The organism is Streptomyces sp. NPDC059695 (assembly GCF_042733785.1).
Taxonomy (GTDB): domain Bacteria; phylum Actinomycetota; class Actinomycetes; order Streptomycetales; family Streptomycetaceae; genus Streptomyces.
The window spans coordinates 455815-469981 of the sequence record NZ_JBHWFF010000001.1 but is presented as its reverse complement, the minus strand read 5'-3'; the positions used below and the strand labels follow the sequence as shown (position 1 = coordinate 469981).

Below are 14167 nucleotides of genomic sequence, written 5' to 3'. Positions count from 1 at the left end.
TGCGGTGATCCACCGGCTCCGGTGAGGATCGGCGGCATGCCGACGTTCACCACGTATGACGGGACCGAACTCTCCTACCGCGTCCAGGGGGAGGGGGAGCCGCTGGTCTGCCTCGCGGGCGGGCCGATGCGCGACGCCGGCTACCTGGGGGACCTCGGCGGCCTCGCCGCCCACCGCGCCCTCGTCCTGCTCGACGCCCGGGGCACCGGGGCGAGCGCCGCACCCGCCGACCCCGGCACCTACCGCTGCGACCGGCAGGTCGGCGACGTCGAGGCCCTCCGGGCCCACCTCGGCCTGGAGCGGATCGACCTCCTCGGCCACTCGGCGGGCGGCAACCTCGCCGTCCTGTACGCCGCCGCCCACCCCGGGCGGATCCGTTCCCTCGTCCTCGTCACCTCCGCCGGACGCGCCCTCGGCGTCGAGACCACCGACGAGGAGTGGGACGAGGCCGCCGAGGTCTTCGCCGGCCGGTCCTGGTACCCGGAGGCCAGGGCAGCGATCGACGCGATCGACGACGACACCCCGCTGCGGCGCGTCCACGAGATCACCGCCCCCTTCGCGTACGGCCGCTGGGACGCCGCCGCCCGCGCCCACGCGGCGGGCAGCGGACGCGAGACGAACTGGGAGGCCGCCCCCGCCTACCACGGCGCGGGCGCCTACGACCCGGACGCGACCCGGCGCGCGCTCGGCGCGCTCACCGCGCCGGTCCTGGTCCTGGCCGGTGAGTACGACGCGGGCCCGACGCCGGCCAAGGCGGCCGAGGCGGCGGCCTTCTTCCCGCACGCCGAGGTCGTCGTCCAGCCGGGCGCCGGACACTTCCCCTGGGTCGACGACGCGGAGGCCTTCGTCCGCCCGCTCGCCGCCTTCCTCGACCCCGCCGTCCGTACCGTCACCGTGGACGGCGTACGCCTCGCCCACCGGGTCACGGGACCCGAGGACGCCCCGCCCGTCGTGCTCGTCCACGGCCGCGGCGAGAACGGCACGACCTGGACGGAGATCGCCGCGGACCTCGCGGCCGACCACCGGGTGTACGCGGTCGACCTGCGCGGCCACGGGCTGAGCGACCGGCCGGGCCGCTACGGCTTCGACGACTTCCGCGACGAGCTCGGCGGCTTCCTGAAGGCCCTCGGCCTCGTCGGCGCCACCGTCGTCGCCCACTCGATGGGCGCGGGCGCCGCGTACCTCCTCGCCCAGCGCGAACCCGGCCTCATCGGCCGCCTCGTCCTGGAGGAGGCCCCGGCCTTCGTCCCGCTCGACCCGCCGCGCCCCGCCGCCGAGCGCCCCGAGGGCCCCCTCGCCTTCGACTGGGCGATCGTCCCCGCCACCGACGCCCAGCTGAACGCCCCCGATGCCGCCTGGCGCGCGGACGCCGCGACGATCACGGCCCCCACCCTCGTCCTCGCGGGCGGCCCGTCCAGCCACATCCCCCAGGACCAACTCGCCCGCCTCGCCGAGGACATCCCCGGCGCCCGCCTCGTCGGCATCGACGCCGGACACCTGATCCACGAGACCCGCCCGGCCGAATTCCTGTCCGCACTCAGGGAGTTCCTCGCCCGGTGAGGCCACGGTGACGCCACCCGCCGGTCCTGGTAGGACGGTTCGGCATCGCACACGGTCTGCGGCGGGGGAGTGGGACGTGGCTGGACGGAACGGTCCGGTGGACCCTCGCGCACCGCACCCGGCCGAGTGGAGCCCGCGGCGCGTGCGCCCCCGATCCCTCCAGGACGGCCCTGCTCGCCGTCGTGCCGCCCGCGCGGGAGACCGACCGGACCGAGGTGCTCGTGGCCCTGGACCTGGCGACCGGCGTGGTCCTCGCCGAGGAGCCGCTCCCGACGTCCTGGAGGCCGTACGAGTTCCAGCAGCCGCTCGGGCCGGTGGGCTCGGGGGTCCTCTTCCTCGACGCGACGCGGGTCCTCGCCGCGGTCGGCGAGGACCCGTGGGAGGAGGAGTGCCGGCACGTGCTGCTCGACGCCACGGATCTGCGCCCGCGGGCCGGGATCACGTACCCCCGGGGCGGCGAGCCGGTGTCCCGCGTGCTGCCGCTCGGCGACGGCACCTGGCTCACGTTCGACGGGGACACCGTGCGCCGGTGGCGTACCGGCTGATCGCCTCAGGGAGTCTCCGCGTCCGCCTCCACCGCCACCGCGCGCGCCCAGCGGTAGTCCGCCTTGCCGCTGGGGGAGCGCTGGATGCGGTCGGTGAGGACCAGCTGGCGCGGGACCTTGTAGCCCGCGAGCTGCCGGCGGCAGTGGGTCTGGAGGGACTCCAGGTCCAGCGGCACCGCCCCGTCCCGGAGCTGGACGACGGCGGCGACGTGGTTGCCCCACGTCGCGTCCGGCACCCCGGCGACCAGTGCGTCGTACACGTCGGGGTGGGACTTCAGGGCCTGCTCGACCTCCTCGGGATACACCTTCTCCCCGCCCGTGTTGATGCACTGCGAGCCGCGGCCTAGGACCGTGACCACCCCGCTCTCGTCCACGGTCGCCATGTCCCCGAGGAGCACCCACCGCACCCCGTCCCGCTCGAAGAACGTCTCGGCGGTCTTCGCCGGGTCGTTGTAGTAGCCCAGCGGTACGTGGCCGCGCTGGGCCAGGCGGCCGGTCTCGCCCGGCGCGACGGGCACCCGGGTCGCCGGGTCGACGACCTGCGTGCGCTCGTTGACGTGCAGCCGGAAGCCCTTGGCCGGGCCCGAGTCGTCGGTGGCGCGGCCGTTGGAACCGGACTCGGTGGAGCCGAAGTTGTTCAGGAGCAGCACGTTCGGCATGAGCTCCTGGAGCTGGGCCCGCACGGTCTCGGACATGATCGCCCCGGACGAGGAGAGGCTGAAGAGCGCGGAGAGGTCCGTGTCCCTGAGCGGTCCGCGCAGCGCGTCCACCAGCGGCCGCAGCATCGCGTCCCCGACCAGCGAGATGCTGGAGACCTTCTCCTTCTCCAGGGTGCGCAGCACCTCCTCGGGCACGTACTTGCGGTGCAGGACGACCCGCTGCCCGTAGTTGAGGGCGATGAACGCCGTCAGGGTGGAGGTGCCGTGCATGAGGGGCGGCGCGGGGAAGAAGGTGATGCCGGCGCCGCCGGCCGCGACCCGCTCCGCCAGTTCCTCGGGGCGCTTCACGGGTTCGCCCGAGGGGTCGCCGCCGAAGAGCCCCGCGAAGAACAGGTCCTCCTGACGCCACAGGACGCCCTTGGGCATGCCGGTCGTGCCGCCGGTGTAGATGATGAAGAGGTCGTCGGGCGAGCGGGGCCCGAAGCCCCGGCCGGGTGAGCCGGCGGCCTCGGCCTCCGCGAAGGACGCGCAGTCGAGCGCCGGGGCGTCCTCGGGAGGGGTCCCCACCCTCACGAGGTGCCGCAGCTTCTCCGTCTGCGGCAGCGCCGCCGCGACCCGTCCGGTGAACTCGGCGTCGAAGACGAGCGCGGCCAGGTCGGCGTCCCGGTAGAGGTAGACGAGCTCCTCCTCCACGTACCGGTAGTTCACGTTGACCGGCACGATCCGTGCCTTGAGGCAGGCGAGGACCGTCTGCAGGTACTCGACGCCGTTGTACAGGTGGAGGCCGAGGTGCTCGCCGGGCCGCAGGCCCGCGTCGATCAGGTGGTGCGCGAGCCGGTTGGCGGCGGCGTCGAGCCCGGCGTAGGTGAGCCGCCGCTCCGCGCCGGTGCCCGGATGGTCGACGTACACCAGCGCTTCGCGGTCGGGGACCACGTCGACGACCGATTCGAACAGGTCGGCAAGGTTGTACTCCACCGTTCCTCCTGACCCCGGCTCGCGCTGACCGATATGGACGTGGCGGTCATTAGAGCGCCGACCGGTCACCGGGGGAAGGGGGTGCGCAGAAGAATCTGACTGAGTGTCAGAAAACTATTGAACTGGACCCCGGGCTCCTGCAACCTGTTCCAGAACTGGAGACGGGAGACCCCCATGGGCGGCACCGAACACCTCAGCGTCCGGCGCGAAGGCGCCACGCTCGTCCTCACCTTGAACCGGCCCGAGGCCAAGAACGCGCTCTCGCTGCCGATGCTCGTCGGCCTGTACGACGGCTGGCTGGAGGCCGACGCCGACGACGGCGTCCGCTCCGTCGTCCTCACCGGCGCCGGCGGCTCGTTCTGCGCGGGCATGGACCTCAAGGCCCTCGCCGGCAGGGGAATGGAGGGCGAGCAGTACCGGGACCGGCTCAAGGCCGACCCCGACCTGCACTGGAAGGCGATGCTCCGCCACCACCGCCCCCGCAAGCCCGTCATCGCCGCCGTCGAGGGCTACTGCGTCGCCGGCGGCACCGAGATCCTCCAGGGCACCGACATCCGGGTCGCCGCCGCCTCCGCCACCTTCGGCCTCTTCGAGGTGCGGCGGGGGCTCTTCCCGATCGGCGGATCCACCGTCCGCCTGCCCCGGCAGATCGCCCGCACGCACGCCCTCGAAATGCTCCTCACCGGCCGCCCGTACAGCGCCGAGGAGGCCGCCGCGATCGGCCTCGTCGGGCGCGTGGTCCCCGACGGCACCACCCTGGACACCGCCCTCGACATCGCGGAACGCATCAACGCCTGCGGACCGCTCGCGGTCGAGGCCGTCAAGGCCTCCGTGTACGAGACGGCCGAGCTGACCGAGACGGAGGGGCTCGCCGCCGAACTGAAGCGGGGCTGGCCGGTCTTCGACACGGCGGACGCGAAGGAGGGGGCGCGGGCGTTCGCGGAGAAGCGCCCACCGGTGTACCGGCGGGAGTGACCCCCGCCCCGCCCCCCCACCCCACCACCCACCCAAGGAGCCGTCCCGTGACAGCCGCCGCCCCTCCGCCGGAGGCCCTCCGCGCCCCCCTCGTCGTCGAGTTCCCCTTCACCCGCTCCCTCGGCCCCGTCCAGTCCGCCTTCCTCACCGGACTGCGCGAGCGCACCGTCCTCGGTGTGCGCACCGAGGCGGGTGAGGTGCTCGTCCCGCCCGTCGAGTACGACCCCGCGACCGCCGCCGAACTCCGCGAGCTCGTCGAGGTCGCCGCCACCGGCACCGTCACCACCTGGGCCTGGAACCCCGAGCCCCGCCGCGGACAGCCCCTCGCGACGCCCTTCGCCTGGGTCCTCGTACGCCTCGACGGCGCCGGCACCGCCCTCCTCCACGCCCTCGACGCCCCCGGACCCGAAGCCGTCCGCACCGGGATGCGGGTGCGGATCCGCTGGGCCGCCGAACGCTCCGGCGCCATCACCGACATCGCCTGCTTCGAGCCGTACGAGAGCACCGAGGACGTCGACGGACCGGCCCCGCACGACGGCCGGTTCGACGAGCCGGTGACCGGCATCGTCGCCCCGGCCCGCCTCGACTACACGTACAGCCCCGGCCGCGCCCAGGCCCGCTACCTGGCCGGGCTCGGCGAGCGCCGCACGATCGGCGAACGCTGCCCCTCCTGCGCCAAGGTGTACGTGCCGCCCCGCGGCGCCTGCCCCACCTGCGGCGTCGCCACCACCGACCGGGTCGAGGTCGGCCCCCGCGGGACCGTCACCACCTTCTGCATCGTCAACATCAAGGCGAAGAACCTCGACATCGAGGTCCCCTACGTCTACGCCCACATCGCCCTGGACGGCGCCGGACTCGCCCTCCACGGACGGATCGGCGGCATCCCCTACGACGAGGTCCGCATGGGCCTGCGCGTCGAACCCGTGTGGAGCGAGGACGGCCGCTACCCCGACCACTACCGGCCCACCGGCGAGCCCGACGCCGACTACGACACCTACAAGGAGCTGCTGTGACGCCGGACCGAGAGGTGGCGATCGTCGCGTTCGCCCAGAGCGACCACCGGCGGCACACCGACGACCTCTCCGAGGTCGAGATGGTGATGCCCGTGCTGCACGAGGTGCAGCGGCAGACCGGCCTGAAGGCCGCCGACATCGGCTTCACCTGCTCCGGCTCCTCCGACTACCTGGCCGGGCGCGCCTTCTCCTTCACGATGGCCCTCGACGGCGTCGGGGCCTGGCCGCCGATCTCCGAGTCCCACGTCGAGACCGACGGCGCCTGGGCCCTCTACGAGGCATGGGTGAAGCTGCTCACCGGAGAGGCCGACACCGCCCTCGTCTACTCGTACGGGAAGTGCTCGCCGGGCTCCGTCCGCGACGTCCTCACCCGCCAGCTCGACCCGTACTACCTCGCCCCGCTCTGGCCCGACTCCGTCGCCCTCGCCGCCCTCCAGGCGCAGGCCCTCGTCGACGCCGGCGACATCGACGAACCGGCCCTCGCCGCGATCGCCGCCCGCAGCCGGGAGGACGCCAGGACCAACCCCCACGCCCAGCTGCCCGGCGCCCGCCCCCAGGGCGGATACGAGGTCCGGCCCCTGCGCACGGGCGACTGCCCGCCCATCGGCGACGGCGCCGCCGCCGTGATCCTCGCCGTCGGCGACCGGGCCCGCGAGCTCTGCGAGCGCCCCGCCTGGATCCGGGGCATGGACCACCGGATCGAGGCCCACTCCCTCGGCGTCCGCGACCTCACCGACTCGCCCTCCACCCGCCTCGCCGCCGAACGGGCCGGGGCCTTCGACCGCCCCGTCGACACCGCCGAACTCCACGCGCCCTTCACCTCCCAGGAGGTCGTCCTGCGCAAGGCCCTCGGTCTCGACGCGAGCGTCACCGTCAACCCCTCGGGCGGCGCCCTCGCCGCCAACCCCGTCATGGCCGCGGGACTCATCCGGCTCGGCGAGGCCGCCGCCCGCATCCACCGCGGCGCGTCCGACCGCGCCCTCGCCCACGCGACCTCGGGACCCTGCCTCCAGCAGAACCTGGTCGCGGTCCTGGAAGGAGAGAACCGTGCCTAAGGAGCCCGTGGCCGTCGTCGGCGTCGGCCAGACCAAGCACGTCGCCGCCCGCCGGGACGTCTCGATCGCGGGACTCGTCCGCGAGGCCGCCGTCCGCGCCCTGGAGGACGCGGAGCTGACCTGGGCGGACATCGACGCCGTCGTCATCGGCAAGGCCCCCGACTTCTTCGAGGGCGTCATGATGCCGGAGCTGTACCTCGCCGACGCCCTCGGCGCGGTCGGCAAGCCCATGCTCCGGGTGCACACCGCCGGATCGGTCGGCGGCTCCACCGCGCTCGTCGCCGCCAACCTGATCTCCGCGCGCGTGCACCGGACCGTCCTCACCCTCGCCTTCGAGAAGCAGTCCGAGTCCAACGCCATGTGGGGCCTGTCCCTGCCGGTCCCCTTCCAGCAGCCGCTGCTCGCCGGCGCCGGAGGCTTCTTCGCCCCGCACGTCCGGGCCTACATGCGCCGCACCGGAGCCCCCGACACGATCGGCTCCCTCGTCGCGTACAAGGACCGGCGCAACGCGCTCAGGAACCCGTACGCCCACCTCCACGAGCACGACCTCACCCTGGAGAAGGTCCAGGCGTCCCCGATGCTCTGGGACCCCATCCGCTACTCCGAGACCTGCCCCTCCTCCGACGGCGCCTGCGCCATGGTCCTCACCGACCGCGCCGGCGCCGACCGCGCCCCGCGCCCGCCCGCCTGGGTGCACGGCGGGGCGATGCGCAGCGAGCCCACCCTCTTCGCGGGCAAGGACTTCGTCTCCCCGCGGGCCGGCAGCGACTGCGCCGCCGACGTCTACCGGCAGGCCGGCATCACCGACCCGAGGCGCGAGATCGACGCCGTCGAGATGTACGTGCCGTTCTCCTGGTACGAACCCATGTGGCTGGAGAACCTCGGCTTCGCCGAGGAGGGCGAGGGCTGGAAGCTCACCGAGGCCGGGGTGACCGAACTCGACGGCGACCTGCCCGTGAACCCCTCCGGCGGCGTGCTCTCCACGAACCCCATCGGAGCCTCCGGGATGATCCGCTTCGCCGAGGCGGCCCTTCAGGTGCGGGGCGACGCCGGCGCCCACCAGGTCGAGGGGGCGCGCCGGGCGCTCGGGCACGCCTACGGCGGCGGCGCCCAGTTCTTCTCCATGTGGCTCGTCGGGGACACCCCGCCCACCGGCTGACCCGCCGCCCGGGGGCCTACCCTGGCCCCCATGAACGCGGAACGTGACCTGACCAGGCTCCTCGCCGGCATGCGCCCGGACCTCGACCCCGGCCGCTACGTCTTCACCACGGTGGACGGCCCCGCCCCGGCCGGGGTCGCCCCCGTCGTCACCGTCGCCGAACCCGAGGGCCTCACCCTCGTCGTACGGCAGGAGGAGGCCGACTCCGCCGGGCTCGCGTACGACTACGTGGCGGGCCGGATCACGCTCCGGGTGCACTCCGCGCTCGACGCGGTCGGGCTCACCGCGGCCGTCGCCGGCGAGCTCGCCGCCGCCGGCCTGAGCTGCAACGTGGTGGCCGGATTCCATCATGACCACCTCTTCGTCGAACACGGTCGCGCGGGTGAGGCGTTGGACGTTCTGAGCGCGCTCTCGCGCCGTTCGGCCGACGCGGCGGACCCGGCCGGCTGAGGGGGAGCCGTCCCGCCCCGCGGACACGGGCCGTGCGCACTGCGCCACCGGCCGGATCCTCCGGGTGACAGTCCGCGCCCCCGGACGCGCACGGGCCCCACCCGCGGGCGGGCGCCCGGCGCGTCGCGTCGCGCGCCGGGGCACGTACCATGGCCGTATGTCCTTCCTCCGCCGCCGCAGCGCCGCCACTCCCGCGGGCCCGGACTTCGACGTCCTGGCCATGGATCCGGGGGACTGGCCCGGCAATCTCGGCGCCGGTCTGCTGCCCGCACCCGACGGTTCCTGCCAGGGCGTGTTCCTCCGCTACGACCTGTTCGGCGGCCGCGGACCCGCGATGATCATCGGCAACCTCCCGGAGGGCTCCCCGGCGCGCGAGCTCTCCGACGGCCAGATCCCCTTCGAGGTGGCCCAGCTCCTCGCGGCCCTGGAGAACGACGAGCCGGTCGAGGTCCTCGACACCGAGGACATCCCCGTCATGCAGGGCGACAACCTCCTCATCGTGCGCCGCCTCAAGCTCTCCGAGAGCCGGATCTCCTGTGTGCAGTTCGACCGCAGCGACAACGTCCTCGTGACGATCGCCAGTTGGGACCGGCCGATCACCGACGACCTGTACGCGCTGCTCAAGCCCCTGCCCGCCGAGCTGTTCCAGCAGGGCTGACGGGGAGCGGGGCCCATGAGCGCGCGCGTCGACGCCTGGATCTGGGCGGTCCGCCTCACCAAGACCCGCTCCCAGGCCGCGGCCGCCTGCCGGGCCGGACACGTCAAGGTGAACGGCGAGCGGGTCAAGCCCGCCCAGGCGGTGAAGCCGGGCGACGAGGTCCGGATCCACCACGCGGGCCGGGAGCGGATCGTCGAGATCAAGGAGCTCCACGTCAAGCGGGTCGGCCCGCCGGTGGCCGCCGAGGCGTACGTCGACAACAGCCCGCCCCCGCCGCCGCGCGAGCACGTGGCCGTCGCCGCCGTGCGCGACCGGGGCGCGGGGCGCCCCACCAAGCGCGAGCGCCGCGAGCTCGACGACCTGCGCGGCCGGCGCTCCTGACCGCACGCGCCCGACGCGACGACCGAAGGCCTCCGGGGACCGCCCGGAGGCCTTCGGCGTTCCTCAGCGCGGGCCCGCGCCGAGCAGTTCGGAGATCCGCGCCGCCGAGGTCCCGAGCCCCCTCGGGCCGCGCCGCAGCAGCGCGCTGCCGCTGCCCGCGCGCACGTCCTCGGGGCCGTAACGCCGCACGCTCCGGTGCCAGTTGAGGACACCGGCGAGCCAGTCCTCAAGGCCCCGCAGATACGCCTCGAAGGCCGCACGCCCGGCCGCGTCGAGTTCGAAGTCCTCGTAGAGCAGGGGGACTTCGCGCTGCTTCAGGTTCTCGTACTGGCGCAGCCGGCCCCGCATCAGGTCGTCGACCATCGACACGGCGGTCGGGTAGTCGCAGTCGAAGAACTTCTGCAGCACCAGCACGCCGTTGTGCACCTCGCCCTCGACCTCGACCTCCTTCTGGTACGAGAAGAGGTCGTTGACGAGTGCCCCGTAGTCCATCACCGCGTTCTCCAGGCTGCGGACCGTGCCCGACCGGAAGACCTCGGGCGGTAGCGCCGCCTCCTGCCGGAGCCGGCACAGCAGCATGGTCAGTTCGGAGCCGAAGGTGCTGCGCCGCATCTCGACGTAGTCGACCGGGTCGGGCACCCGGTGCTGCGCCACGTTGTGCAGCTCCCACAGCCAGCTGTCGAGCATCAGGTCGAGTGCGCGCCGCAGCTCCGCCCGCGCCGCGGACGTCATCGGCACCGCGGTCCGCGCCCAGACGTCGGCGAGGGCGCGCTCCAGCGGGTTCACCGCGGCCGCCGCGCCGGCCGCCGGCTCGTCGAGCGGCATGCAGGCCTTGAGCCGGTCGGTCTGCTCCTTGGCGGCGGCCAGGCCGCCCGTCCGCCCGAAGAGCGCCGGGTAGTAGTCGTCGGCGTACGTCCCCCAGGTCAGCCAGTCCGCGCTGAGCTCCAGCTCCTCGGCGGAGGCGTCCGGGTCGAGGCCCGCCGCGCACAGCGCCAGGTCGAAGCCCTCCGCCGTCGGCCGATCCCACAGATCGTCGAGGAGCCCCATCCGCTCGGCCCAGTCGACCGTGTGCCGTGCCGCCTCCCCGTGACGGGGGTTGACGGTGAGCGGGTACGGCAGGTTGAACTCGGGGAGCAGCGACGGGCCCACGTGCTGGTGCGGCGCGTGCGTGAAGGCCCGGTGCCGGGCTGCCGCCGGCCGCCCGAAGAGGGACCGGATGTCGAGGGCGGAGGTGCCGATGATCCCGTCCAGGTGCGAGGGCCCGCCGACCATGCCCTCGTTCATGTAGCGGCTGGACCGCATGTGCCACTCATGGCCGCCGGACTGCCAGTCCTGGAGCCCCTTCGCGTACGCCGCGACGGCCGCGCACTCCGCCGGGCCCAGGCCCTTCTCGGCGGCGAGCAGCGGCACCTCGGTGAGGGCCGTGTTCTCGAACTGCTGGACCCGTGAGGTCAGCAGGTCGTTGACGGCGTTCGCCGCCTCCTGGGTCGTGCAGCCGAGGAACCGCTCCAGGACCAGGACGCCGTTGCTGTTCTCGCCCTCCTCCTCCACCTCGCGCTGGTACGAGAAGAGGTCGTTGCGCAGGTGCACCGCGTCCGAGAAGGAGTCCCTGAGCACCCGCAGCGGCCGGGAGTACGCCACGGCCTCCGGGACCTCGGCCCCCGCCGCGTACTCGACGAGCCCGGCGGACCAGGGCGCGCCGCCCACCTTGCGGCGCATCTCGATGTACTCCAGGGGGTTGGCGACCCGCCCGTCGTTGATGTTGTCGAGCTCCCACAGGGACTCGTAGAGCAGATGCTCCGTCGCCTCCGCGAACCGCGTCCGCCAGCCCCCGGACATCGCGGGGACGGTGCGCCGCCAGAGGTCCGCGAGACCCGCCTCGACGGGGTTGACCGGCTCGGGCATGCCCACGGCCGGATCCGCCGGCATGAACAGCGGCAGCCGGTCCAGGTAGGCCTTGCTGCCGGCCCGGTCCTGGGTGCGCTTGAAGACCTCGAGGAAGTGGTCGTCGAAGAAGAAGACCCAGGTGTACCAGTCGGTGACGAGGTTCAGGACCTCCTCGGCGCAGTCCGGGTGCGTGTACGCGCAGAGCAGCGCGTAGTCGTGGGAGTCGAGGTCGTGCTCCTCCCAGACCCCCGAGCCCTCCAGCATCCCCATCGCGCGCGCCCAGTCACGCGTGTGCGTGCGGGCGGCCTCCACATGGGGGTTGAGCCGGGCCGGATACGGAACATAGAAATCCGGCATGACGAAGGGCTGAGGCATGTCCTGGAGGGCCTTCCGGTGAGCGGGGGCGATGACCGGCCCAGCCTTACCCGTCGCCCGTACGGCGCACGCGATCTCCTTGATAGTCGTATGAACGCCGAAAGGGTGGCGCCGGACCCCACGCCCGGCACCACCCCGCATCTTTCGGCCAGCCCTCCGTCAGGCGCGGGAAACCCGCACGTCAGCTGCCTTCACGAAGGCGACCCGGTGGCCGAACTGGATCTGGTAGTACTCCTCCTGACCCCGGACCACCGTGTGGCCGGTCGGGTCGAACACCGGCGCGAAGTAGTACTCGCCCGGGGTGCGTCCCCCCACCACGTACCGCTGACCGGCGAGCAGCCTGTACGGCAACGGCGACACCGCCTGCACGGGGACGCCCGCCGGATAGGCCGAGGCCTCCGGATACGCCCGTCCGTACACCGGCACCTCCGTCAGACCCTCCCGGGGCGTCAGGACGAGCCCCCGCGCGTTCACCGCGGTCGGCTCCTTCACCGGGTTCGGGAACCACGCCTTCTGCCCCAGGTACCAGACGGCCGTCCAGTCGCCCCGGCGCTCCGCCACCGCGAAGCTCTGCCCGGTCGAGGCCCGCGCCCCCGTGTCGTTGACCCCGGTCGTGGAGTCCTGCCCGCCCGGGCGCAGACCGATGTCCTTCACCAGGGGCGCGTCGGCGCTCGGCGCCGTGTGCAGGCGCACCGCCCCGCTGCCGTGCGGCGCACACGCCTGTCCCGCCGTCGCGCAGTCCGTGTAGACCGGCCGGCTGGTGTCGTAGTCGGGCCGGATCGTCACCACCCCCGCGCGCGGACCGGCGCTCGGCGTGATCGGACGGCCGAGGAGCCGGAAGTAGTGCGCCCAGTCCCAGTACGGCCCCGGGTCCGTGTGCATGCCCTTGATCGTGGACGTCACCGTGCCCGGCACGTTGTCGTGGCCCAGGATGTGCTGGCGGTCCAGCGGGATGTCGTACCGGGCGGCGAGGTACCGCACCAGGCGCGCCGACGAGCGGTACATCGCCTCCGTGTACCAGGAGTCCGGCGAGGTCAGGAAGCCCTCGTGCTCCAGGCCGACCGACTTGGCGTTCACGAACCAGTTGCCCGCGTGCCAGGCGACGTCCTTCAGCGGCACGTGCTGGGCGACGTGCCCGTCGGAGGAGCGCAGCGAGTACTGCCAGGACACGTACGTCGGGTCCTGGACCAGCTTCAGGGTGGTGTTCCAGTCGGCCTCGGTGTCGTGGATCACGATGTAGTCGATCGACTGCGAGGCGGGCCGGTTCGCCTTGTCGTGGTTGCCGTAGTCCCCGTCGCCGAACTCCTCGTACGGCGCCGGGACCCACTCGCAGGCCACCGAGGCCGGGCACTCCACGGGACCCGCGGCGGGCCGGCGCAGACCCAGGGCCGCCACCTGGCCCGTGGCGGGCGCGACCGCCGGAGCGGCCGGGAGCGTCACCACCTGCCCGCTGTCCGTCGTCCGCGTCTCCCCGGTACGGATCACGTCGAACACGTCGTTCGCGTACGCGGCCGCCGTCGCCGAGTCGTCCGCACCGGAGAAGCGCGCCACCGCCCCGTACCAGTCGGCCGGGTCCGCGCCGGCCGGGAGCCCGGCCTCGCGCTGCGCCGCCGCGAGCAGCGCCGCACCGCCCTCGATGTTCGCGGCCGGCACGGTGCGCAGCTCCTCGGCCGGGATCCCGGTCAGCGCGGAGGCCCGCTCCAGGGTGCGCAGCCGCCCGGGCAGCTCGTCGGGCGCCGGCACCGGGACGTCGCCGCCCGTCCGGACCGGGCGCGAGGCGTCGCCGCGGGCGTCCTCGTCCCCGTCGGAGTGGTGCGGGACGGTCCCGGCGAGCGCCGTCGCCGTGTCCGTCAGGTGCATCGGGCCGTAGCCGCCGGTCACGCTCGGCGCACCACCATGGGTGTCCCACCGCGACTGGAGGTACGCGACGGCGAGCAGCACGCTCTCGGGGACGCCCTGACGCTCGGCCGCCCGGGCGAACTGCCCCTGGAGGACACCCGCCTCGGGCACCTCGGCGCCGGCGGGCGGGGCGGCGGACAGCAGGGGGACCAGCAGGGCGGCGGACGCCAGGGCGCCCACCGCCCCCGGCACGCGGAACGGTGACGGACGTCTGCGCGACGCGGAACGCAGCAAGGCGGCCTCCAGAGGCAGGGGGTGACACGGGGGGCGTGCGGGGCCGGACCCGTACAGGGGTATCGGCTCCCGGACGTCCCGTCAATCACACCTGCGTAAAAGGAAGTTCCCACGTCAGAGTGGGAATGGAGGCCGGACGGCGGAGTTTCGCGGAGACGGGTCCCGGGCCTGGGACGCGTCACTGGAGTGGACCAATGGAGGTGTTCCCCGGCCGGGGAGGAGGACCCGGACAAGCCGGGGGGGCCCGCGCCCGGGGGTTTGCGCGCCCCGCACAGCCCGCCCCCCCCCCCGCGTAGGCGACGACCCCCCCACCAACGCGGCCCCCCCCCCCCCCCCCCCCCC

At 73.9% G+C, this 14167-nt stretch carries 12 protein-coding genes; 9 read left to right on the top strand and 3 right to left on the bottom strand.

Annotated features, from left to right (window positions below; all coding sequences use genetic code 11):
• Positions 1-36: 36 nt before the first annotated feature.
• Together ACFV2S_RS02050 and ACFV2S_RS02045 are read left to right on the top strand one after the other, a co-directional pair.
• Positions 37-1560, top strand: coding sequence for an alpha/beta fold hydrolase (locus tag ACFV2S_RS02050; RefSeq protein WP_385553341.1), 1524 nt, complete (start codon positions 37-39; stop codon positions 1558-1560).
• 182 nt (positions 1561-1742) lie between these two features.
• Entirely contained in the window at positions 1743-2105 is a 363-nt protein-coding gene (locus tag ACFV2S_RS02045) for a hypothetical protein (protein WP_385553339.1), read from the top strand.
• Between the two features lie 5 nt (positions 2106-2110).
• Here the strand turns inward: ACFV2S_RS02045 and ACFV2S_RS02040 are convergent, their stop codons facing one another.
• Positions 2111-3739 carry an acyl-CoA synthetase gene (locus ACFV2S_RS02040; RefSeq protein WP_385553337.1) on the bottom strand — a complete coding sequence of 543 codons (1629 nt, stop codon included), beginning with the start codon at positions 3737-3739 and terminating at the stop codon, positions 2111-2113.
• Between the two features lie 174 nt (positions 3740-3913).
• Between ACFV2S_RS02040 and ACFV2S_RS02035 the strand changes: the two genes are divergently transcribed.
• The 7 genes from ACFV2S_RS02035 (at position 3914) to ACFV2S_RS02005 (ending at position 9430) form a co-directional block, all read left to right on the top strand.
• On the top strand, positions 3914-4714 hold the full coding sequence (locus tag ACFV2S_RS02035; protein ID WP_385553335.1) for a crotonase/enoyl-CoA hydratase family protein: 801 nt from the start codon (positions 3914-3916) through the stop codon (positions 4712-4714).
• A 47-nt stretch (positions 4715-4761) separates the two neighbouring features.
• Positions 4762-5727: a Zn-ribbon domain-containing OB-fold protein gene (locus tag ACFV2S_RS02030; protein ID WP_385553333.1), complete on the top strand. Its 966-nt coding sequence runs from the start codon at positions 4762-4764 to the stop codon at positions 5725-5727.
• Entirely contained in the window at positions 5724-6782 is a 1059-nt protein-coding gene (locus ACFV2S_RS02025; protein WP_385553331.1) for a thiolase domain-containing protein, read from the top strand. The genes ACFV2S_RS02030 and ACFV2S_RS02025 overlap by 4 nt, the downstream gene beginning before the upstream one ends.
• Entirely contained in the window at positions 6775-7941 is a 1167-nt protein-coding gene (locus tag ACFV2S_RS02020) for a thiolase domain-containing protein (RefSeq protein WP_385553329.1), read from the top strand. Before ACFV2S_RS02025 ends, ACFV2S_RS02020 begins: the two co-directional genes overlap by 8 nt.
• A gap of 30 nt (positions 7942-7971) precedes the next feature.
• Positions 7972-8391: an ACT domain-containing protein gene (locus tag ACFV2S_RS02015; protein ID WP_385553327.1), complete on the top strand. Its 420-nt coding sequence runs from the start codon at positions 7972-7974 to the stop codon at positions 8389-8391.
• 157 nt (positions 8392-8548) lie between these two features.
• A complete protein-coding gene (locus ACFV2S_RS02010) occupies positions 8549-9049 on the top strand; it encodes a hypothetical protein (protein ID WP_383802574.1) in 501 nt (166 codons plus the stop codon).
• A 15-nt stretch (positions 9050-9064) separates the two neighbouring features.
• Positions 9065-9430, top strand: coding sequence for an RNA-binding S4 domain-containing protein (locus ACFV2S_RS02005; RefSeq protein WP_383802572.1), 366 nt, complete (start codon positions 9065-9067; stop codon positions 9428-9430).
• Between the two features lie 63 nt (positions 9431-9493).
• On the opposite strand, the gene ACFV2S_RS02000 is transcribed toward ACFV2S_RS02005, so the two are convergent.
• Both ACFV2S_RS02000 and ACFV2S_RS01995 read right to left on the bottom strand, forming a co-directional pair.
• Positions 9494-11692, bottom strand: coding sequence for a germacradienol/geosmin synthase (locus ACFV2S_RS02000; RefSeq protein ID WP_385553325.1), 2199 nt, complete (start codon positions 11690-11692; stop codon positions 9494-9496).
• A 159-nt stretch (positions 11693-11851) separates the two neighbouring features.
• Positions 11852-13783: an N-acetylmuramoyl-L-alanine amidase gene (locus tag ACFV2S_RS01995; RefSeq protein ID WP_385553323.1), complete on the bottom strand. Its 1932-nt coding sequence runs from the start codon at positions 13781-13783 to the stop codon at positions 11852-11854.
• Positions 13784-14167 lie beyond the last annotated feature (384 nt).

Bases quoted from the DNA above. Each gene is read 5' to 3' on its own strand.
- ACFV2S_RS02010 (WP_383802574.1), top strand. From the start codon at position 8,549: ATGTCCTTCCTCCGCCGCCGCAGCGCCGCCACTCCCGCGGGCCCGGAC.
- ACFV2S_RS02015 (WP_385553327.1), top strand. From the start codon at position 7,972: ATGAACGCGGAACGTGACCTGACCAGGCTCCTCGCCGGCATGCGCCCG.
- ACFV2S_RS02000 (WP_385553325.1), bottom strand. From the start codon at position 11,692: ATGCCTCAGCCCTTCGTCATGCCGGATTTCTATGTTCCGTATCCGGCC.
- ACFV2S_RS02050 (WP_385553341.1), top strand. From the start codon at position 37: ATGCCGACGTTCACCACGTATGACGGGACCGAACTCTCCTACCGCGTC.
- ACFV2S_RS02005 (WP_383802572.1), top strand. From the start codon at position 9,065: ATGAGCGCGCGCGTCGACGCCTGGATCTGGGCGGTCCGCCTCACCAAG.
- ACFV2S_RS02035 (WP_385553335.1), top strand. From the start codon at position 3,914: ATGGGCGGCACCGAACACCTCAGCGTCCGGCGCGAAGGCGCCACGCTC.